The 22,348-nt window shown below is 35.5% G+C and carries 20 protein-coding genes; 1 reads left to right on the plus strand and 19 read right to left on the minus strand.

Going from position 1 to position 22,348, the window contains the following annotated elements; all coding sequences use genetic code 11:
- Nucleotides 1-382 precede the first annotated feature (382 nt).
- Nucleotides 383-1,447 (plus strand): UDP-N-acetylglucosamine--undecaprenyl-phosphate N-acetylglucosaminephosphotransferase, encoded by a 1,065-nt coding sequence (wecA, locus tag DZ860_RS08125; protein WP_120030431.1) that lies wholly within the window; start codon nucleotides 383-385, stop codon nucleotides 1,445-1,447.
- A 224-nt stretch (nucleotides 1,448-1,671) separates the two neighbouring features.
- Here wecA and DZ860_RS08130 read toward each other — a convergent pair whose 3' ends face one another.
- The 19 genes from DZ860_RS08130 to DZ860_RS08220 all read right to left on the minus strand — a co-directional run bounded on the left by DZ860_RS08130 (nucleotide 1,672) and on the right by DZ860_RS08220 (nucleotide 22,279).
- Nucleotides 1,672-2,487, minus strand: a complete 816-nt coding sequence (locus DZ860_RS08130; protein ID WP_341537390.1) for a glycosyltransferase family protein — start codon at nucleotides 2,485-2,487, stop codon at nucleotides 1,672-1,674.
- Nucleotides 2,453-2,998 carry a dTDP-4-dehydrorhamnose 3,5-epimerase gene (rfbC, locus tag DZ860_RS08135; protein ID WP_120030433.1) on the minus strand — a complete coding sequence of 182 codons (546 nt, stop codon included), beginning with the start codon at nucleotides 2,996-2,998 and terminating at the stop codon, nucleotides 2,453-2,455. The genes DZ860_RS08130 and rfbC overlap by 35 nt, the downstream gene beginning before the upstream one ends.
- A gap of 4 nt (nucleotides 2,999-3,002) precedes the next feature.
- Nucleotides 3,003-3,887, minus strand: a complete 885-nt coding sequence (gene rfbD, locus DZ860_RS08140) for a dTDP-4-dehydrorhamnose reductase (RefSeq protein WP_120030434.1) — start codon at nucleotides 3,885-3,887, stop codon at nucleotides 3,003-3,005.
- Complete coding sequence (rfbA, locus tag DZ860_RS08145; protein WP_120030435.1) at nucleotides 3,887-4,780, minus strand: glucose-1-phosphate thymidylyltransferase RfbA; 894 nt, start codon at nucleotides 4,778-4,780, stop codon at nucleotides 3,887-3,889. Before rfbA ends, rfbD begins: the two co-directional genes overlap by 1 nt.
- A complete protein-coding gene (gene rfbB / locus DZ860_RS08150) occupies nucleotides 4,780-5,877 on the minus strand; it encodes a dTDP-glucose 4,6-dehydratase (RefSeq protein ID WP_120030436.1) in 1,098 nt (365 codons plus the stop codon). The genes rfbA and rfbB overlap by 1 nt, the downstream gene beginning before the upstream one ends.
- A 131-nt stretch (nucleotides 5,878-6,008) precedes the next feature.
- Entirely contained in the window at nucleotides 6,009-7,436 is a 1,428-nt protein-coding gene (locus DZ860_RS08155; RefSeq protein ID WP_120030437.1) for a phosphomannomutase, read from the minus strand.
- 3 nt (nucleotides 7,437-7,439) lie between these two features.
- Complete coding sequence (locus tag DZ860_RS08160) at nucleotides 7,440-8,882, minus strand: mannose-1-phosphate guanylyltransferase/mannose-6-phosphate isomerase (RefSeq protein ID WP_120030438.1); 1,443 nt, start codon at nucleotides 8,880-8,882, stop codon at nucleotides 7,440-7,442.
- A gap of 181 nt (nucleotides 8,883-9,063) precedes the next feature.
- Entirely contained in the window at nucleotides 9,064-10,113 is a 1,050-nt protein-coding gene (locus tag DZ860_RS08165) for a glycosyltransferase family 4 protein (protein ID WP_120030439.1), read from the minus strand.
- A gap of 14 nt (nucleotides 10,114-10,127) precedes the next feature.
- Nucleotides 10,128-11,309 carry a glycosyltransferase gene (locus DZ860_RS08170; protein ID WP_165862870.1) on the minus strand — a complete coding sequence of 394 codons (1,182 nt, stop codon included), beginning with the start codon at nucleotides 11,307-11,309 and terminating at the stop codon, nucleotides 10,128-10,130.
- Nucleotides 11,302-12,540, minus strand: a complete 1,239-nt coding sequence (gene wzy, locus DZ860_RS08175; protein WP_120030441.1) for an oligosaccharide repeat unit polymerase — start codon at nucleotides 12,538-12,540, stop codon at nucleotides 11,302-11,304. Before wzy ends, DZ860_RS08170 begins: the two co-directional genes overlap by 8 nt.
- The gene (locus DZ860_RS08180; protein WP_120030442.1) at nucleotides 12,537-13,679 is read right to left on the minus strand and encodes a glycosyltransferase family 2 protein; all 1,143 of its coding nucleotides are present in this window, start codon (nucleotides 13,677-13,679) and stop codon (nucleotides 12,537-12,539) included. The genes wzy and DZ860_RS08180 overlap by 4 nt, the downstream gene beginning before the upstream one ends.
- Nucleotides 13,680-13,683: 4 nt before the next feature.
- Nucleotides 13,684-15,162 (minus strand): MATE family efflux transporter, encoded by a 1,479-nt coding sequence (locus DZ860_RS08185; protein WP_120030443.1) that lies wholly within the window; start codon nucleotides 15,160-15,162, stop codon nucleotides 13,684-13,686.
- Between the two features lie 342 nt (nucleotides 15,163-15,504).
- Entirely contained in the window at nucleotides 15,505-16,416 is a 912-nt protein-coding gene (locus DZ860_RS08190; RefSeq protein WP_120030444.1) for a hypothetical protein, read from the minus strand.
- 201 nt (nucleotides 16,417-16,617) lie between these two features.
- Nucleotides 16,618-17,340 (minus strand): SDR family NAD(P)-dependent oxidoreductase, encoded by a 723-nt coding sequence (locus DZ860_RS08195; RefSeq protein WP_120030445.1) that lies wholly within the window; start codon nucleotides 17,338-17,340, stop codon nucleotides 16,618-16,620.
- Complete coding sequence (locus DZ860_RS08200) at nucleotides 17,337-18,698, minus strand: AMP-binding protein (protein WP_120030446.1); 1,362 nt, start codon at nucleotides 18,696-18,698, stop codon at nucleotides 17,337-17,339. Before DZ860_RS08200 ends, DZ860_RS08195 begins: the two co-directional genes overlap by 4 nt.
- Entirely contained in the window at nucleotides 18,679-18,924 is a 246-nt protein-coding gene (locus tag DZ860_RS08205) for an acyl carrier protein (protein ID WP_120030447.1), read from the minus strand. Before DZ860_RS08205 ends, DZ860_RS08200 begins: the two co-directional genes overlap by 20 nt.
- Before the next feature lie 172 nt (nucleotides 18,925-19,096).
- Nucleotides 19,097-20,170, minus strand: a complete 1,074-nt coding sequence (locus DZ860_RS08210; RefSeq protein ID WP_120030448.1) for a DegT/DnrJ/EryC1/StrS family aminotransferase — start codon at nucleotides 20,168-20,170, stop codon at nucleotides 19,097-19,099.
- A gap of 4 nt (nucleotides 20,171-20,174) precedes the next feature.
- Nucleotides 20,175-21,263 carry a DegT/DnrJ/EryC1/StrS family aminotransferase gene (locus DZ860_RS08215; RefSeq protein ID WP_120030449.1) on the minus strand — a complete coding sequence of 363 codons (1,089 nt, stop codon included), beginning with the start codon at nucleotides 21,261-21,263 and terminating at the stop codon, nucleotides 20,175-20,177.
- Nucleotides 21,263-22,279 (minus strand): polysaccharide biosynthesis protein, encoded by a 1,017-nt coding sequence (locus DZ860_RS08220; protein ID WP_120030450.1) that lies wholly within the window; start codon nucleotides 22,277-22,279, stop codon nucleotides 21,263-21,265. Before DZ860_RS08220 ends, DZ860_RS08215 begins: the two co-directional genes overlap by 1 nt.
- Nucleotides 22,280-22,348: the final 69 nt, after the last annotated feature.

Here is a 22,348-nt window from a genome sequence, read left to right on the forward strand (position 1 = left end):
TAATACAACGGTTTTGTTGTAATAACATAATTACGAATACATGGTTTCCATTTCCTAGGTACTGTAAACTAAAAATGGAACTGACAAGCAACATTCGGTGCAAAGATTGAAATGAGAACTTATGGTTATGTGAGTAAGGTAAGAGGCTAGTCAACAGATGAACGAAAGCCTAAACAGCTAGTTTTTATAAGGTCAAACTCTGTGATTTGGCAAACGAACTCTAAGCATAAAGTTAAGTAAGATAAGGATATAAACAAAGTAACTCTATTATATAATCCCGAGATTGTCCGACTTTACGTACGACTGGTCTTTATTCAGCGCGACGTTTCTTCTAAAATCCTCTCTGGCTATACTAATTATTCTTTAATACAGGCTTAATATCGTGTTCATTCCCTTTGTCGACTTGGCTTTTTTGTTCTTTTTCTCTCTCGCATCGCTGTTTTTGCTGCGCAAAATTGCCAAAAAAATAGGTTTAGTCGACAAACCCAATGAACGTAAATTTCATAATGGTGCCATACCACTTGTCGGTGGTATCTCAATCTGTGTTTCGCTACTGTATTTTCTATTAAATAATCAATCCATCATCCCTAATGTACACCTTTATGCTGGTTGCATCTTAATCCTTGTTTTTGTCGGAGCGCTTGATGACAAGTTTGACCTGAGCTTTAAGCTACGTTTTGCGGTGCAGGCTGGGCTTTCCGTTGCCATGATGACACTAGGTGGCATTGAACTGCATACTATTGGCAATGTATTTGGTAGTGGTGAAGTTGACTTAGGTTGGCTTGGCTATGTGGTGACCATATTCGCTGTGGTAGGTGCGATCAATGCGTTTAATATGGTTGACGGTATTGATGGCTTGCTAGGTGGGTTATCTATTGTGACATTTGGCGGGTTAGGCATCATGCTGACCTATGATGGCCAAGCTAATATCGCTTATCTTTGCATGGTGCTTGTGACCGTAATAGTGCCATACATTCTACTTAACTTAGGCGCGTTTGGTCGTAAGCGAAAAATCTTTATGGGGGATGCGGGTAGCATGCTTATTGGCTTTACGGTAATTTGGTTTTTGTTACTTTCAAGCCAAAATGGCAGTAATCCTCCACTACGCCCAGTGACAGCCCTATGGTTAATTGCCGTACCATTAATGGACATGGCGGCAATTATGATTCGACGTGTGCGCCGTGGGGATTCTCCATTCAAACCAGACAGAGAACACTTACATCATATTTTTCAGCGCTTAGGTTTTAGCTCAACACAAACTCTAATTGCGATTTGTTCTATCGCATCATTGTATGCTGGCATTGGGATCTATTCAGAAATAAAGGCAATTCCTGAATATATTATGTTCTATGCATTTATGGGGTGCTTTGGCATTTATCTGACGATATTAAGTAATATCTGGAAAATTACATCATTTTTAAGAAAAAAATCAGTTAATAAATTTTAGAAGTGTTATATCTTTTAACTTTGACAACTCCACCATATATAAATATCCAATTAATTTATGAGGCCTTAGCTTAGCCTCATAAATTTTCAAGTTGAATTATATAAAGTCAAAAAATAATCACAAAATAACTTATTATTAAGAATTTAAGTATGCGCAAAAAGGGTAAGTACTACTTTTTCTACAATTTGCTCTATCTAGTTGATTAATTTTATCGAGAAATCGTTTCACTCAAGTAAACTAGACTTTTTCTTTGTCAACCCAACCTTGGTCAACAAAAAACGTAACGCGCTTGTTATATGCCAATAAAAATGCATAGAAAACAATTCTCTATTTGCATGCTTAGCTAGATGCAACGCACTAATTTCAGGATAATAAGTTACTCTTTCACCTGACAAGTAGCTCCGATAGCAAATGTCAATATCTTCACAGTACATGAAATAATTTTCATCAAAACCACCGAGTTTTGCATAGTGACCAGATTTAAAGGCAAGAAATGAACCAGCGGCCCAGTCAACTTTTGACGAACTGATTAAAGAACTTTTATCCAGAATAGAACTGTTACCCAGCCCAAGAAACGATTTAACAAATTGCAACAAAGTAGGGAATTTTCTGATCGATTGGTCATAAATCATTTTATTTCTATCTTTAAGCAAATTAATCGCCGATAACTTTACGCCTCCTACGCTCATATGGTCAATTAATCGCTCAATTTCCTTCGACTCAATAATTACATCGGGATTCAAGACAATAAAATAGTCTTCCTCAGTCATTCTAAGTTCTGAGCGGCAATATTCAAAAACAATATTATTATTTCGGCCAAAACCGCACCCATATTGATCATCGATCCAGTATAAATTAGGACTTTCTATCCAAGAATCAAAGTGATCTTTCGATTTGTTACTTTTAATTACCACTTGATATTCTTTAGATAATAATGGTAAACAAGCTAATTGATTAATTAAATCTGAGTGACCGTGCGATATTACAGCAATATAAATATTCATATTATAATGAAGTTTCCCAAGAAAAGCACTTTCCAAGCTTATCCTTTTCTGATACTAAAGGTTCTGAAAGTATAGGCCAATTAATTGCTAAGGTTTTATCATTCCAAATAATTGAAACTTCAGACATCGGTTCATAATAATCAGTACACTTATAAACAAACTCTGCCTCATCGCTCGTCACATAAAAGCCGTGCGCAAATCCTTTGGGAACCCATAGCTGACGCTTATTCTCTGCAGAAAGATATTCTCCAACCCATTGTCCAAACGTTGGTGAATCTTTTCGGATATCGACAGCAACATCAAATACCTCACCGGAAACTACTCGTACCAATTTACCTTGAGTATTCTCTGTTTGGTAATGTAAACCACGCAAAATACCTTTCTTAGATTTTGAATGATTATCTTGAACAAATTGCGTAGGCTTACCTGTTACTAACTCTTCAAACTGCTTTTGATTCCAAGTTTCCATAAAGAAACCACGCTCATCACCAAACACTGTCGGCTCAATAATCTTTACATCTGGAATTCGAGTATCAATGACTTTCATGGTTTTATCCTACATAAGCTTGAATATTATTTAATGCCAATTTCCAATTGCTCGGTTCAATGGAAAAAGTACTTCCAATTTTTTCCATACTTAAACAAGAGTTATTAGGGCGTTTTGCTGCTGTTGGATATTGATCGGTGGTGATAGCGGTTAAGCTCGTTTTTTTTGATATTACGCCACTTTGTAGCGCTACATCAAAAATAGTCTCCGCAAACTCAAACCAACTCACATGAGGTAAGCCCGTATAGTGGTAAATACCGTACTCAAACTCACTATCACTTAGAAAAATTCTCTTTGCGATCAGAATTAATGATTTAGCGATATCGCCAGCGTATGTTGGGCCACCAAATTGATCGCCAACAATACTAAGCTCATTTCGCGTCGCTCCTAAGCGAAGCATGGTTTTGACGAAATTATTGCCATTTTCACCAAACACCCATGCTGTACGCAAAATAATGTGTTTGTTACAGGCCTTTGCAACCGCTTGTTCGCCCGCTAATTTGCTTGCACCATAAACCCCTTGCGGATTTGTCGCATCGTTTTCAGCATACTCACCCTGTTTGTTGCCCTCAAAGACATAATCGGTCGAGATATGTAATATTGCAGCATTTATACTTTGTGCAACTTGTGCTAAATACATTGGACCATCACGATTAATCGCGTAAGAAAGTTCAACTTCTTCTTCAGCCTTATCTACCGCGGTATGTGCTGCCGCATTTATAATGATATTGGGTTGAAATTCATTAACCACTCGTTTGACGACAGTTTCATCGGTAATGTCCAAAGCGTCTCTATCAAGCGCCAGCACGGTAATATTGTTACATTCTTTCAATTGTTCAGTAAGGCAATACCCCACTTGACCGTGGCTACCAGTAATTAGCACGCGCATTAGTTCATTACCTTTTTTGAGCTTTCACTGACTAAACGGGATAAATACTGTCCGTATTCATTTTTCATCATTGGTTTGGCTAACGTTAAAAGTTTCTCATCACTTAACCAACCATTACGCCAAGCTATCTCTTCTAAGCAAGCAACTTTTAGCCCTTGAACATTCTCTATGGTTTGTACAAATGAAGATGCCTCATGCAAACTTTCATGAGTGCCAGTGTCTAACCACGCAAAACCTCGGCCTAATAGTTCAACGTTTAAAGAACCATCATTGAGATACATTTCATTGAGCGTGGTAATTTCAAGTTCACCACGGTGTGATGGTTTAACTTGCTTTGCCATCTCCACGACTCTATTATCATAAAAATATAAGCCTGTTACGGCATAGTTTGATTTTGGCGTTTCTGGTTTTTCTTCAATCGAAACCGCTTTCATATTTTCATCAAACTCAACAACACCAAAGCGCTCTGGATCTTTAACTTGATAACCAAAAACAGTCGCTAGACCTTTCGGTGTCAGCTCTCTTGCTCGAGCTAACTGCTGGCTAAAGGACTGACCATAGAAAATATTGTCTCCTAGCACTAAACATACACTATCATCACCAATAAACTCCTCACCAATAATGAAAGCTTGTGCTAATCCATCAGGGCTTGGTTGTATTGCATATTCAAGTTGAATACCAAAATCTGAACCATCACCCAATAGCCGTTTAAAACCTGCGTTATCTTCTGGCGTCGTAATAATTAAAATCTCTTTAACACCAGCCAACATTAACGTTGAAATAGGATAAAATACCATTGGCTTATCGTAGATAGGCAAGAGCTGCTTAGATACACCACGAGTTAATGGGTACAAACGGGTGCCTGAACCACCTGCTAAAACAATCCCTTTCATTATTTGCTTTCCTTTGATTTAGCAGACTCTACACCTAAGCGCTCACGCTGATAACTACCATCTTGTACATGCTGGCACCATTCACTGTTATCTAAATACCATTGCACTGTTTTACGCAAACCTGTTTCAAATGTTTCGATAGGAGTCCAACCAAGCTCTTTTTGCATCTTACTTGAATCGATCGCATAACGGCGATCATGGCCTGGCCGATCTTGCACGTAAGTAATTTGCTCTGAATATGCCGTATCTTTTGGCACCAATGTATCCAAAATAGAACAAATTGTTTCGACTACTTCGAGGTTTTTCTTCTCGTTATGTCCACCGATATTATAGGTTTCGCCAACTTTACCCTCGGTCACGACTTTATAAAGTGCGCGAGCATGATCTTCTACATAAAGCCAATCTCTAATTTGATCGCCTTTGCCATAAATCGGCAGCGGTTTGCCGTCGAGTGCATTTAAAATCACTAAAGGAATTAGTTTTTCAGGGAAATGATATGGGCCATAGTTGTTCGAACAGTTAGTTACCAGTGTCGGCAATCCATAGGTGCGTAGCCATGCTCGAACTAAATGATCACTGGATGCTTTAGAGGCTGAATAAGGGCTTGATGGCGCATATGGTGTCGTTTCAAGGAACAGTGGAAGATCTGTACTACTAGCGAATTCATCTGGGTGTGGTAAATCACCGTAAACTTCATCCGTTGAAATATGGTGGAAACGAAATACTCTCTTCGCAGCATCATCCAACGTATTCCAGTATTCTCGCGTCGCTTCTAAAAGCGTATACGTTCCTACAATATTAGTTTCAATAAAAGCTGCCGGGCCTGTAATAGAGCGGTCTACATGAGATTCCGCCGCTAAGTGCATTACAGCATCAGGTCGATACTGTGCAAATACTCTCCCCAACTCCGCTCGATCACAAATATTAACTTGCTCAAAAGAATAACGCTCACTGGAGTCTACCGACGCTAAAGACTCAAGATTTCCTGCGTATGTCAGGCAATCAACATTGACGACACTATCATTCGTTTTTTCAATTATATGGCGCACGACTGCTGAGCCGATAAAACCTGCGCCTCCGGTTATTAAGATTCTCATTTAAAATCCTTTGTTTAGAATTAAGTTAATGACAATTAACTGCCGACTCAATTATCTAAAATCAATAGAGATAAATATAACTTATTATTGATGTGGAATGTGCACATTAAACAATTTCAACTCAACACCAATTATATTTGGATATATTTAATTTTTTCTAAACATTTACCAACATATAATTGAGCACTTTTCAAATCATCAGCTTCTGCATAACAACGCAGCTCAGGAGCATTGCCTGATGGTCGTAAATGAATAATAGCATTATTTGATAAAATTATTCGTAAGCCGTCCAGTGTGTTTACGTCTCTTATCTCTATATCAGAAAAACCAAGCTGATCTAAAAAATCTACCGTGTTAGCTATTCCATGCTTCAAAATAATATCACTACGTTCTATAGAAAAGTTTTGAATACGATCACTGTAAGTTACTCGCTTAGGTAGCTCATTCACAAGGTTTGCGATACCTAGAGAACCAGAAGTAGCAAGTAACATTAATGCCGGTAATACTGCATCGCGGGTTGGTAGCGCTTGTAAATAGCAATGATTCACCCAAACATCACTACCTAATAAATAACCACCATTAGCTTCAAAACCTGCGACTGTTTTGTATTTATAATTTAAATTATCAAATTCAGCAATCACATATGGCGAACCAATTCTAGTCCGCTTTACGTGATTAAACCAATCACAATTTTCAATCAGTGTATTGCAGCTTACTGGTACCGCTATTGCCTCAATGTTCAAAGCTTTTGAGCAAAGAACACCCAAAATATCACCACGTAACCAATCACCATTTTCGTCAGCAACTAGTGGGCGGTCACCATCACCATCCGTTGAAAAAATAGCATCAAGATCGTATTGCTTTGACCAACGTTGTGCTTTTCGCCTATCTCGTTCTGAAACTGCTTCTGTGTCAATCGGTACAAACTTATCACTACGCCCGAGTGATATAACCTCGGCCCCTAAGCGCGTAAACAATTCTGAATATAAATCCCGTCCCGCACTTGAATGCTCATAGATACCAATTCGCTTGCCATTGAGAGGGGTACTAGCGTTAAACAAACTAATATAACGCTCTACATAAACTTGAGCCGCTCTTGGGTTTACCAATAATTCAGGTAAAGCACCTAAAATATCAAATTTTACATTGGCGTTAAGAATTGCTTGCTCATCATCTTTACTAATTTCGCCATTCGGCCGATAAAACTTAAGACCATTTCGGTCAAAAGGAATATGACTACCTGTCACCATAATACAAGGAATATTATCTTGCATCGCTACATAAGCTAATGCAGGAGTAGGAACGACACCATAATAATTAACATTAAGGCCCAATTGCTCCAGTGCTTTCATACAAGCTTGCGCCATGACTGGACTGCTTGGACGATTATCAATAGCGATAGCAACCGTGTTAAAGACAAACCGTTCTTTTATGCTTTTTATAAAAGCGTAAGTAAAGGCAACACATACTTCGGGAGAAAACTGCTCTACAAGACCACGAGCACCACTAGTCCCAAAAGTAACGCCGCTATTTTTAATAACTCTAGAACTAATTAGCATAGCTTACAATCTCCCGAAACAGTCTCTATAACGAATAATATCATCTTCACCTAAATAAGAACCCGTTTGAACTTCAATCATTTCTAATGGAATTTTTCCAGGATTTTCCAATGCGTGAATCGTTCCTAGTGGTATATAGATTGATTGATCTTCTGTCACTAAAATCGTATCTTCTCCATGAGTGACACTGGCTGTGCCTGAAACGACAATCCAGTGCTCCGCACGATGGTAATGCTTCTGGATGGACAGCTTTTGTCCTGGGTTTACGGTGATGCGTTTTACCTGGTCACGTTGACCAAAATCAATTGAATCATATTTTCCCCAAGGTCGATAAACTTCCCGGTGAATTTTATACTCTTGACGACCTGCTTCTTTTAGTTTTTCAACAATCATCTTAACTTCTTGTACATGTGACTTATCTGCAACTAATATGGCGTCTTTAGTTTCGACGACTACTAAATTATTAATACCAACAGTAGCAATCAACTTGTTCTCTGAGTACACATAATTATTGTTGGAATTAACCGCAAGCACATCACCTTGGTGTACATTATTATGTAAATCTTTGTCTGATACATCCCATAATGCCGACCAAGACCCTATATCATTCCAACCGGCATCCATTGGTACAACAACAAGATTACCCGAACCATAAGCAGAACAAACAGGTTCCATCACTGCATAATCAATAGAGTTAGATGGACATTCTTCAAATGCTTTTTGATCAATCCGCACAAAATCTAAATCTAATTGAGTACCCTCCATGGATTTTTTACACACCTCGAGCATTAGCGGGTTGTGCTTTCCGAGCTCCTTTAAGTATTGAGATGCTTTAAACATAAACATCCCACTATTCCAATAATATTCGCCAGAACAAAAATAAGCTCGAGCAATATCTAAGTCTGGCTTTTCGATAAAACTCTCGACTTTGAATGCAGAATCTCCTTTCTGCTTGCCACGTTTGATATAACCATAACCAGTTTCAGCGGCCGTAGGAACAATTCCAAAAGTGACGAGTTGATTCGCTTTCGCGTAAGGCAGTGCATCTCTAATTGCAAATTGAAAAGCATCCCGATTTTCGATCAAATGGTCAGCCGCTAGTACTAATATAATTGGGTCTGCATCAGTCTTGTCAACTGCCGATGTTTTTAAAGCTTGTAGCGCAGCTAAAGCTATTGCTGGAGCCGTATTACGACCAAATGGTTCTAAAATAATACCTGAGTGTTTGAATCCTCCTAGGCGAATTTGTTCTGCTGCAATAAACCGGTGTTCTTCGTTACAAACCAATAGAGGTGGTTGGTGATTAATCCCTTGTAAACGAGCAAAAGTTTGCTGCAGCATAGAGTCATCACTGGATATTTTTAGAAACTGTTTTGGATAAAGATCGCGAGATAAAGGCCAAAGGCGGCTTCCAGACCCACCTGCCATAATAACTGGGTAAAGCATTATTAATCCTACACATTAAACAGAAAATATAGGTATTATCCTATAAACCACTCAATTAAAAATAAACTAATATGAAAGAAAAACATATCAATACAAAAAACCAATAAAATCAGTATGAAATTTCAATATTTCATGGGCAGTAAATATTACCCCAACACTCTGGAACAATTAATTATAGCGACTATAAAGATAGATATAACCTCAAATAATTATCTGCCATATGTTTAGATGTATAACAACAACGATATTTGCTCTCTACATTTACACCAAACGTATCACCGTCAACAATACACCTTGCAATTGCATCAGATAGCGACTTGAGGTTGTCCAATTCAAACATAATCACCTCATCTTCAGTAAATGCTTCTGATATCACATCCAAGTCTGACACGATACAGGGCAAACCTAAAGAAGCTGCCTCTAGTAAAGCTAATGGAAACCCCTCTCCCCTAGATGGCAATGTGAAAGCATGCATATCTTTCAAATATGATAGCGTGTTATTGACAAATCCCAAAAAATGAACACGATCTGAGACGTTGTAATTGTGAGCTAGATTTTCCAATTCACTTTTATAAGGGCCGGTACCTGCAATATAAAAATGGACAAATGGGAATTTGTCCAGAACTTTAATAATTTGGTCAAGCCCTTTCCTTTCAGTTAACAGGCAAGCTGTTCCTATTTTGAAATGTCCATCAGCTGTCTTTAATTTCAAATCATTATCACAATTTTGTATAGAGAAATCTCGTCCATTATAAACATAATCAACATCGGAAAAAATAAGTTTGCTAACATAATAGTCCCTCATCGATTTAGATAAACAGATAACTTTATCATGAAAGCTCAACCCTAGTCGCCAAATCAAACTAAAAAGTAGTGCCTTAAGGCGGCTATTGTAGTCATATTTTAAGTTAATCATATCAATTTGATGTAATGTAGATATACACTTACATTTATACACTCCAAATGACAATAATTTTTTCACAAAGACAAACAAGTCCGGTTTTAACATATGAGTGTGTACAACATCATATATTCCGATATCAACGCCACCAAAAAAACTAATTTTCTTAGGAACAACTCCAATATCTATTTCAGGCCCATCACTATCATTAAAGTAATAAACATCAAGTTTATTTACTAATTTTCTAGAAACCAACGAATTTATTATATCGGCGGCAACAATATTTGGGCCCTTTTTGGATAAAGAGGGTAAAATAAAACATATTTTCATATTATACTGCCAAACTAATCAAGTCTATTGAGAACCTGAAAAGCATTATCTATTATAGCTTTCCATGAAAAATTGCCATTAATTAAAGATATGGCATTTTTTGATAATTTAGAAGCTAACCTTGAATCATTCATAACATCAATCGCACTATCAACAATGTCCTCTAGTGTATTCGCTTCAACAAAATGTATTTTATGTTCGATATTTGGAATACCCTCCACTCCAACTCTTGTTGAAATAATAGGTAAACCGGACGCCATGGCTTCTAAAATTTTGTTCTTTGTACCTGCCCCTAATCGTAGAGGGCAAATAAATATAGAACTAGACCAATAGTAATCCTTAACATCTTCAACGTACCCTGTACATTCAACATCAGGCAAACCACATATATCTAACGGTGGATTATTCCCAACTATAACTAGAGTTGCATCGGATATTTTTTCCTTTATTTTAGGGAATACTTCTAATGCTAGATACCTAGCTGCATCAACATTAGGGTAATAGTTAAAGTTACCAAGGAAAAGTATTGAAAACTTATTTCTACCATTATCTAAGCCAACATACCGAAAAGCTTCCTTATCCACACCTAGTGGTGAAACTATAATGTTACAATTGCCTTTGTTTTTTAAATTATTTTTAACGAAATCAGCATCTTCACAACTAACAAAACTAACTTTGCTAGCTATATTTAATAGGTGCTTTTCATAAAAAGAATAAATTTTATATTTACACAACGCTGAGGTTTTTTTATTTTCCCTATAAAGTCGATAGTTATATTTTGAAAAAGAGTCTACAGCATTAAGAAGTACAGGATAGCCATGCCCAAATGAAAACTGAGATAACATGGGACTAGAATACAGCGATTTATATTCTTTTTCTTTTAACATTGGCACTTTAAAACCAACATCTCTAGAACTACCTACCAAGCCTAATAAAGATCTTATTAACACCGAAGAGAAAAATAAAATTCTACTCTTTTTTTTAGCAAGGTAAAAAAATGTAACACTACAATTGATATCTTGTCTTAGAGCATTCTCATAAGACACATCTCGCTCACCAAATAAAATATAAACATCAATATTAGCATTTACCGGCGCATTAATTAACATTTCGTAATCATAGAGGCTTACTCCACTTCTATCTCTAGGATAGGGGAATTCCTCTAAAAGGAATGCGTAGTTAACTATATTACTCAAGGACATACCTCCTTTTCATCTGACTTAAAATTATATTTATACCTCTAAACACGCAATAGAATAAAAATACTGATAGAGCCAACGTAGAAAACTCCAATGAACTCCCGCTGGTCATTGGATAAATAAGTAATAATGTTGCATATTCAACTGAATATTTGAACCTCAATTTAATGCTATATACATATGTAATCAATATACATAGAAAAAGAAAAAATAAATTATAAACACATATAATTGGTGACTTTAAATATGAAATATATAGATTACCAAAAAATCCAACCATGTATGACTTATCGAATAAGTCACCACCAAAAATATTAATCAACAATCTTTCTGGGATAACATCTGGAATGACTGAAACACCTGCAACTGCAGCAAATCCATGTAGCATGAAATAATTTTCACTTAAATTTGGCAAGTTGTTTATGAAATAAATATTTTCTTGAATTATCATAGCTAGATTTGGGAATGAAGAAAACCTACCTATTAGTTTAATAAAAACCAACTCAAAGATTGATAAGCTAGAAACTAAAATTTCATCCCTAAGTTCATTTCTAATATCATATATAGTCCCAATAAAAGATGGAAAAATAAATATCAACAAAATAAATCTTATTGGATACTTTTTTACATATGAAGTTGGACTAAAGTTTAGCCTAACAAAAAAAGCCATTATTATATATAAGAAAACACCTATTCCCGCCCTCGACAAACCAAGAACGGCAAGGGCAATAACGATAAAAAATAGAACTTTTTTCGATCCCTCATGGACTAAAATAAATAAAACACCCAGATAAAAAGGGTTAATTCTATTTATTATTTTGATAAACGGCGAAATAAAAGCTGGCACACCCACATCACCCTGCCCCATAAGGCCAACACCAAAATAGAAAGTAACAAATAAATACCAGATAAGAATAAGACAAAATAGATAAGTAACTCTTCTAGAGGTAGTAATTATTACCTTACGCTCATTACCTAATGAGATGGATTTAAAAAAAACATAGAAGAAGAATAAAACAACATAAGGAAGTAATGTCAATAACAATACAACTGCCAAATCCAATCTTGATAATTCAGTTGAAACACCACCAAAATCACCATTATACAGCCCAGTAATATTGACGTATAAATATGATAGTATTGTTGCACCGATAAAAATAAGAAAACAACTACCCATCCCATAGTTATAACTTATGCTATTATCAGAGCATCTTAACTTAATACTCATTTGCCGATTTTACTACGTGATATTTCATGATTAACTTGAAAAATATCAACACCATGTTTAACTATAAATGACTTAGCTTTTAATCGTGATAATGCTTTTCGTTTAATTCTCCCCAACGATTTAATCAATAAACTCTGAATAAATACTATGATTTCTAGTTTATGATTTTTTAAATAACTCCCAATATATGGTTTTGTAATACTTCTCAGATGTGGTTCATTGGCATACATTGATGCATAAAACGTGGTAAAATTAAGAGGACAGGGTTGTTTAAAACGTTCATATACCTCAATAACCGTTTGAGGATAAACGGTATGTTCAGACCATATTTCTGGCAAATACTTTGACCAATTATTTTTCGTAGCTTCAGGTATATGTTCTTGATCCTGTATTTTACCAAAATGTTTATTCTCGGCGGTATACCCTCCACCACTATTTTTTGAAGCACCATATATAGTGAGTGGTGTAGCTTGGTACATCACGTTTGCATCTGTAAGCGCAAGTGACGCTGCCAATGCCATATCCGGAGATGCACCTAAAACATAGTTCCCAGTCAATTTTTTTATCTTCTTCAATGCTGAAGACCTCACGAGACCATGGTATAACCTAGGTAACTCTCCAATCGAAGTACATCCATTCGATAATAAACTATCTAATTTAGTATGTGCCGGATAAAGATTTTTTTCACCTCTGTTTGTGGGTATCCACAAAGCACCGGGTTGATTATAGTGATCTTCACGCTCAAATTTAACATTTTTCCACCAATAATAGGCACCTGGATAAATAACAACGTCGACATTCTTGTCATCTATTTGTTCAATTACACTCATTATTTCGGGTAAAACCAAATCATCATCGCCAATAAAACACATATAATCACCACATGCGTTACTAATTGCCATCTCGGTATTATCTACTATTGAAATACTGTCTTTTTGATGAAAATACTTAATCCTTTTGTCATTTTTAGCTAAAAGGTAACTAGAAAAACAACCATTATCAGGCGTATTGTCCTGTACAACAAACTCAACTTCGTATGGAAAAGCATCAAGCATCACATCTAGAACTTGAGTTAATGTAGAATATCTATTTTTAGTCGGTATTATTACCGATAGCTTTGGCTTGGTGATTTCATTCATTGTACTACCTTTTTAAATCCTTAAAGTTAAATACATACACTACTAGCAACGCAATTAAAGAAAATAATGAAGCATATGGAATGGATAATATCGATCCAATTTCAAACCCGAAACTAACATTAATAAAAACCCCAATATAAACAATGGAAAATATTATTAAAACCGGTTTTAAACAACATATGAATAACCAAGTTAAATAATTACCACTACAATACCGCTTATTAATAAAAATTGACAACAATATAAAATTTAGAGCATTTATTATTAACCAAGGTATTGTTGCACCGAGTAATCCAAACATCTCTGAAAAATAATACAACAAAGGAAGATAAAGGAATATATTGATAATACCCAATTTAACAGACGTCATATTATGTCCATTAGCTATAGCTAGCTGAAAAGGCATAAGTTGTAATGATAAAAACAAATTTCCGAACAATAAATATGGCGCCAATTCTTGAACTGTGCTAGCTGTCACGGCCCCTAACCAGATGCTTGAAATGTCTTTTAAATAGAAGTACACATTAAAACAAACCAAGGAACTAACTACACTTATTATTATTGATGCTCGAAGATAAAGAGTATCTTTATCTTCGTATTCTCCCAACGATAATAAATTCGTTATCCTTGGCAGAACTGCAACAGCTATTGGTAATGTTAGAAAATATGGACTTTGAGATAGAATAGACGCCAAATTATATGAAGATAAGTCAGATAAGTCAAAACGACCACTAACAAATATTTTATCCATTTGGTTAATCAATGCCGACATAATAGATAGAGCTAACATTCCCGTCGAAAAACCAGCAACTTTCTTTAATGCAGATATATGACTTTCTTTATTCCTATTTGATGAACTACAGCCTATATAGCTTAACAGCCTAATTCTAAAAACAAGACAAAAAACTATTGATACAAGTATATACCAATAAAAATACACTTCTATCTTTGGTATAAGCACGAGGGGTAATAGAACAATTGCAGACCTAAAAAAACCATATATGACATGAATTAAATTCGCTTCAGATTGTCTCTCTAGCCCCATCAAACCACCAAAATATAGTGCCATTAATATCTGAGGTCCCATTCCTATAGCCATCAATTTGATACAATATTCAATGACTTCTGGATTCATCTCACCATTTGAATTTAACCAGTAATTAGCTAACCACTCAGCACTAAAGTATACGATAGATAAAACCAACAGCAGTACCATAGATATGGTTTTCTCTAGCGTAAGAAGCAAGGGTCTTAAATGTAATCTAGATTCAGTTCTTGCACATTCTCGAGAAAAAGCAGCTGAAAGCCCAGCATCAGCAATATAAACAAAGCTAAATATTATAGTTTGAAATGTTATTATTCCATAGTTTTCTATACCGAGTATTTTAATGTAAAATGGAACAAAAACATAAATTGATGTGATTGCCCAAAGCTTACTTAAATAATTAGCGAGCGTGTTAGAAATTAATTTACTATTTTTCATTTCACAAAATTCGAGTCTTATTAATTAACTTATAACTTAAAATCAATAAAGCCCATTATCCTTCTAATACTTTAATGGCATTTCGAACCATATACTTCACTTTCATTGGTAAGCTATTAACCTCATCAACTTATATTTAAAAGCTCACAAAAACCAAACAAGCATGTATATATTAAACCTATCATCCACATCTGATTTTCATTTAATCCTAGCTCTAGATAAAGTTATTACACAAAACCACCCAACAAGAGCTTAATATTGTTTTAACTTTCTTGTTCAAGGATTTTATTTTAACCTATTGCGGCAATGATAAAATATATTCCATGCCATTTAACTATTAGCTTAAGATGGGGTGTATCTGGATTCTGTATTTCCAACTCTTCTAGCTGGCACCCCTATTACTTTAGTGTTATCCGGTACACTTTTCATTACTAATGTATGAGATCCAACAAAAGATTCCATTCCAACATTAACTCTATTAAGAATCACAGAATTAGGCGCTAACCATACACCACTATCGAGTGTTGAACTACCAGCCATTACCACACCAGATGTAATTACGCAATTTGACCCTATTTTGCAGTTATGAGCAATAAAGACTAAACTATCTATCTTTGTAGATTCACCAATCTCTGTATAACCATCAAACAAACTGTTTGATATACAAGTATTAGCTCCAATTGATACATTATCACTAATTTTCACGCCACCAACATGTTTAACTAAATATGGAACTTCATTATTGTATAGAACTTGAAACCCTTGAGTGCCAATAACCGAACCGGGTTCGATTACAACATTATTACCTATTATACTTCCGCTATGTATAACAACATTTGCCCCTATTATGACGTTATCACTTATTTGAACCCCGTCCTCGATCACGGCGGTAGGATGTATTTTTACATTCTCACCATATTTTACATTCACATGTTTAAAATAAAAATCAGTTTGTTCGCACAAATACTCATGTAATTTATAAAACTCCTGCTCAGGTTTATCAACAACAATGAACGATTTACTTTCTATTATTTCAGCATCTAGTAAATCTAAGTGTTCTTTTGAAATAAAAGCAGCTACTATTTCTTTTTGTGCCAAGTATTCCAAGTAGCTTTCATTACCTATATATGTTAAGTTGTTGCCAAAAAGATCTCTATTAGCTAGGTTTAATGAGTTTATTTCTACGCTAGTTCCAACTAGTTCAACCTCAAGTATATCTGATATTTCTTTCAACTCTATTTTTCTAAATGTCATATCTAACCTATCTTGTCATATATAAATATAGCAGATAACGTCTACTACATTGACACTAGTGGAATATTGTTTTAAATGTAGAGCCAACCATTACCGATTCACAACATCAGATTTTCGTGTTCATTGTGAGTCAGTTGGAAGTAAAACAATGAGAAAACCACTTTAAATTACCCAATTCAATACAGCATAATATGTGAGATATTAAGCTGTACTTCCCGCATCTACCGTAAATGTTGCTCCCGTTAAGCCAGATGCACTCTCAGACATTAAATATACAGCCATACTCGCGGCATCTGACACTCTAGCGAGTCGACCAAGACAGCTGCGTCTCTTAATTTTATCAAGCTTGTCTCCAACTAATCCCTCTGTCATATTGGTCTCCATATAACCTGGAGCAAGTGTATTCACCGTAATTTGCGCTTTGCCCAATTCGCGAGCCAGTGATTTTGTAAATCCACTTAAAGCTGATTTAGTCGCACCATAAACGCTAAGTCCATTAAATCCTGTTGCACCAATAATCGAACCAACATTTAAAATTCTTCCAGTTTTATTAAGTAACATAGAACGAGAAACATACTTAGTCAGAAGTATTGGGGCTTCCACATTAATTTTTATCACTTCCGCGATATCGGCCTCATGCATCGTCGCAAGAATACCATCATGACCTAAAGCAGCATTGTTAATGAGCCCATAAATTCGACCATGTTTTTTAGTTATCTCTTTCACTAAAGAAGCAATTTTATCTGTATCATAAAAATCGAATTGATAAAAGCATACTTGTCGTGAGTGCTCATTTAATAAGTTTTCATATTCTTTAGTTATAGTGCGGCTAATACCAATCACTTTGTATCCAGAAACTATTAATTGCTTTGAGATCTCTAAGCCTAGTCCTTTTGAAGCACCCGTAACGATAATAGTTTTCATTTTTTATTCCTAACTTTTTTACCAGTAGCATTAGTTTCTATCGAATCAATTTGCCTAAACATTACAGGAATTTCAAACGCTTCAAGCCTCTTTCGACAGTGCTCAATTAACACGGCTTTTAACTCTTTATTTGTATATGTTGCACCTATGTCTGTAGGCACTATATCAGTAGCGACTAAAGCCCCTAATACAGGGTTCTTTTTGGCAAATACACGAGCCATCGCAACTAGAGGACTTTCTTCGAGCGCGGACTCAATTTTTTCCGGCATCACTTTATTACCGCCAACGTTTATCGAACCACTTGCACGCCCCAGGAAATAAACTCTTTTATCTTTAACTTCAACTAAATCCCCTGTATTAATAAAACCATCAGCATCTACATCTAACGCACCTCTTACAAAGTGAGTGCAACCATGCCGACTTTTTATCCATAACAAACCACTTTCAACTTTAAGTTGACTAACCAGCCCTGATTCTGGTTCTAAAAAATCAGAAGGAAAACCCTCTTTCTTATCTCTCACGGCAAAACCTACACCTGCTTCTGTAGATGCATAAATATGAATGATATTCGTATTAGGGTAGCTATTAGAGAGAGCTGTGAGGATATTTTGGTTGCTTATCTCACCTCCTAACGTAATTCGCTTAAGAGGCATTAACTTATGCGATGGAACCATAAGCACTTTTCGCCAAAATGACGGTGTTGCTGAAAGACAATTAACATTTTTATTCGCAAACAACGTAACTAAAGAGTCAATACGTTGCGTACTTGACGGGATAACTAACTCTGAACCTGCAACAATTGCTTGTAAATAAACTTGTAGGCCGGCAAAACGGTTAATATCATAAGACAGTCCCCAGATAAACTCAGAGCCTCGCGCTATATTTTTTTGTGCCGTAGCTGTCAATGAGTCCAAATTATATGAAGCGAGTTTAGGTTGACCTGTAGTCCCTGACGTAGAAAGAATGTAACTAGTTTCATTTTTTCTTCTCTCTATTACATTTTGTACTTCAGTGAACCTTTCCACGGATATAACTGTGTGATTTCCCAATCTCACAATATAATCTATTCTTGCAGCCTGATAAAGTTCCGTTTCATCTCCACCAATATCATTCGGCTGTAAGAAAACATTAGAGAATACACTATCTATTCCTGGTAAAAATAGGGCTAAAGACTCTTTATCATCAGAAATTACTGTGCAATTTTTGCCTTCTAATTCATGGTGTTTACTTTTAAACTCCTGACTTAAATCAAAAACATTACCAAATGTATAGAAAGAACTCTCTAAATTGAGAAATACTCTTTCTCTTGGTACGTCGTGCAAATAACTTATGATTTTATTATGCGTTTCTTTTTTCATAAATAGCTACAAACTCACCAAACGTTGACGGATAAATGGCATCTTCCATCTCTTGAAAAGGGTCAAAATCTAACTCTTCTTCAAGTAAAGCGACCAAAATAGCGAACCCAAGCGAATCTAAGCCACTTTCTAACAGTATTTGAGTTTCTTCTATGCTGTCATAACGTTTATCAACATCTGTTTGCTCTAACGCTTCATTAAATTTATCTAAAATAATTTTTCTCATTACCATTCCAATTTTTTATATTTAAAACATCAAAAAATTTACATATAACCATTTTGTTTACTTACCATGCGCAGCACAAATCATAATCAGCAAGCTTTTAATCACGCGAATTATCATTAGCACTTAATACTTTTAATAAGTAATTATTACAACTTCATTTTCGTAGAGAAATCTAAATATCAAAATCTGATTCTTCCACCCACCAACCACAAGGTAGGTTCAATTGTTTTCTTGAAAATTCATTTACTCCTTGTAAATGGCAAGCGTTACGACCAAAGATAGAATAGATATCATTTCTAACATGAACTTTTGATGCATATATTCCTTTTCCTCTCAATTCCAATAATAATTCATCCCTGCATTCAGAAAGTATTGTGTAGGCCCAATAGGATGGTGTACACTCATTTCTCTTCCTGATAAATTGCACATTTGAATTATTTTCAAAATACGCCTCCCAACGCTCTGCATTAATTCGCTGTTGTTTCAATAGCAAATCGACATAAGGCATCTGAGAAGAACCAACAAAACCTGAAATGTTATTCATTGCCGAGGAATCGCCAATAACATCAATATTACAACTTTCTGATATTTCGCCAAACTGATCTCTAAAGATACTACGATTAACCCCCAAATCTCTGACAAGTAGAGCCTTTTCAAATAAACTTTGGTCCCTAATAGCGAGTCCACCACCATCTATGGCATTAGGTAATCGAACAGGTGTGAATGAAAAACAAACAATATCTGTACCATTATTTCCGATTTTATTACCTTTATATTCAGCACCAAATGACTCTGTTGCATCTTCAATGACAAATATTTTGTTATCCCGAGCTATTTGATTTATTTCATCAATATACCCTGGAATTCCAGCCCAATGATAATGAATAATTGCTCTGGTTTTTTTAGATATCTTCCTTTCTACATCTTTAGGGTCTAACGAGCCAGTTAAAGGGTCAATATCGGCCCAAACGACCTTTGCCCCTGCATATTTTACTGGCTGTGTACTCATCAAACAACTCATAGGAGAAGCAATAACCTCATCTCCCGGTTCAATTCCTATAAGCTTTAAAGCAAAAAAAACAGAGTTACATGAAGTTGTCAGTAGTTTTTTATTTCCGACATATAATTGTAATTTTTTTTCAAAATCTTTTGTATACGTTCCATAACTCAGTTGTCCAGAGTATAATATTTTATTAATACCATCTTCTAAACCCTCTGGCATAAATACTCTAAATATAGGAACCATGAAATCACCATCCTTCTCGAATTACATTGACAATATATTCTCTATCCTCATCTGTAACCCACCATCCACATGGAATATGAACCCATTCTCTCTCAAACTCATCCAACTTGCTTAGTTGTATTTTGCTGTCTCTAAAAATTGTATGGGAATCATTTCTCTTATGCAGATCAGAAACCATTATTCCTTTATCTGTCATTGTTTTGATAAAATTCTGTTTATTCTTTACTTTGACAGTGTAAAGCCAATAGGATGGTTGAGAGTTCGGATAATACTCTAGCAACTCAATTCCAGGTATATTCTTCAAAGCTTCGTCAAAAAATCTCCCGTTTTTAATATACCTATCGACAACTTTTTCTATATGATTGAGTTGAATTAGACCTACAGTGGCATTCACATTATTCATGTGATACTTATACCCTTGTACTGTAATATCATTTTCTTGTCTAGTCAGTTTTTTGCTAATTCCGAACCAACGAATTAGTTTTGCCTTCTCAAACTCATGATCATCTTTTAAACATAAAACTCCACCATCTATAGTGGTAAAATGCTTTATTGCTTGAAATGAAAAAACTGTATATCTAAAATGGTTTCCAATCTTCTTGTCTTCAAAAGATGCACCAAAAGCATGTGCTCCATCTTCAATAATAGGTATACCATATTTTTTTTCTATTTCTTGAAACTTCTTGATATCCATCGGAACACCAGCATAATCAACGACCATTATAGCTCTGGTTTTCTCCGTAATTTTCCTTTCAACATCTTCCGGACATAAATTTCCCGTTTTAGGGTCAATATCAGCCCAAACAATTTTAGCTCCAGATTGACTAATTACTGTATTGGTCGGTTCAGCAGTAAGAGCCGTCGTAATTACTTCGTCGCCATCTTTAACACCGGCAAGTATTAAAGCTATATGAAGTGCCGAAGAACCACTATTTACGGTCAAACAATTTGAGTTACCTAAATATAAAGCCAGCTTATTTTCAAAAATATCTACAGCTTCTCCTTGAGCTATATAGCCAGAATACAATACTTTTTCTAGTGCCGGCATTAATTCATCTTTAGGCGGCATAAATGTTTTAGTTAAAGGTATCATTAGTTTATCCCTAATTCTTCTTTGACGTAATTTAAAGTTAGCAGCAATTCTTTAAGTTCATTAACATTTAGTCTTTCTGTATTGTGAGAGTTATACTCATCAAAATCTAATTTCTGTGCTTCTTTTTGAACATATTTTGTATAGTTTAAATCTCTGTAATCTGCTGGGACTTGATAGAAGTCCCCCATATCCGTTGCTTTAGCCATTTCTTCTCGGCCACATAAAGATTCGAATAATTTTTCACCATGGCGTTCGCCAATAATTTTAATTTCATTGTCAGCATTGAATAGCTCTTTTAAAGCAATAGCAAGGTCACCCACAGTTGCCGCTGGTGCTTTCTGAACAAATACATCACCTGAATTAGCATTCTCAAATGCAAATAAAACTAGGTCAACTGAATCGACTAACGACATCATAAATCGAGTCATTTGTGGATTAGTTATTGTAAGTGGAAGGCCATTCTTAATTTGTTCGATAAAAAGAGGGATAATTGATCCTCGAGAAGCCATCACGTTTCCATATCTCGTAGCACAAATAGTTCCTCCATTATCCTTGACGCGCTTATCACGAGCTTTAGATATTGCTAATTTTTCCATCAGTGCTTTTGACATCCCCATACTGTTAATTGGATAAACCGCTTTATCAGTACTCAACACAACTACTTTTTTAACGTTATTTGCTGCAGCAGCTTCTAGAACATTTTCAGCACCTAACAAATTCGTTTTAATAGCCTCCATTGGGTAAAACTCACACGATGGGACTTGTTTTAAGGCAGCAGCATGAAAAAGATAATCAACACCACGCATAGCATTGTTTATGCTATCAAAATCTCTAATATCACCGATTACAAAATTAAGTTTATCACTCTTGTATTTTATTCTCATATCTTCTTGTTTTTTCTCGTCTCGGCTAAAAATCCTAATTTCTTGGATTTCTGAACCTAAAAAACGGTCTAAAACTGCGTTACCAAAAGATCCTGTCCCACCAGTGATCATGAGGACTTTACCTTTAAACATATCTTTGTACCTTTTGTATAAGCTTCTATGTTCTCCACACAAAGCTATCATCACGAAAATTACTAAATA

Origin of the sequence: Vibrio sinensis, from assembly GCF_003605645.1 — a bacterium.
Taxonomy (GTDB): Bacteria; Pseudomonadota; Gammaproteobacteria; order Enterobacterales; family Vibrionaceae; genus Vibrio; species Vibrio sinensis.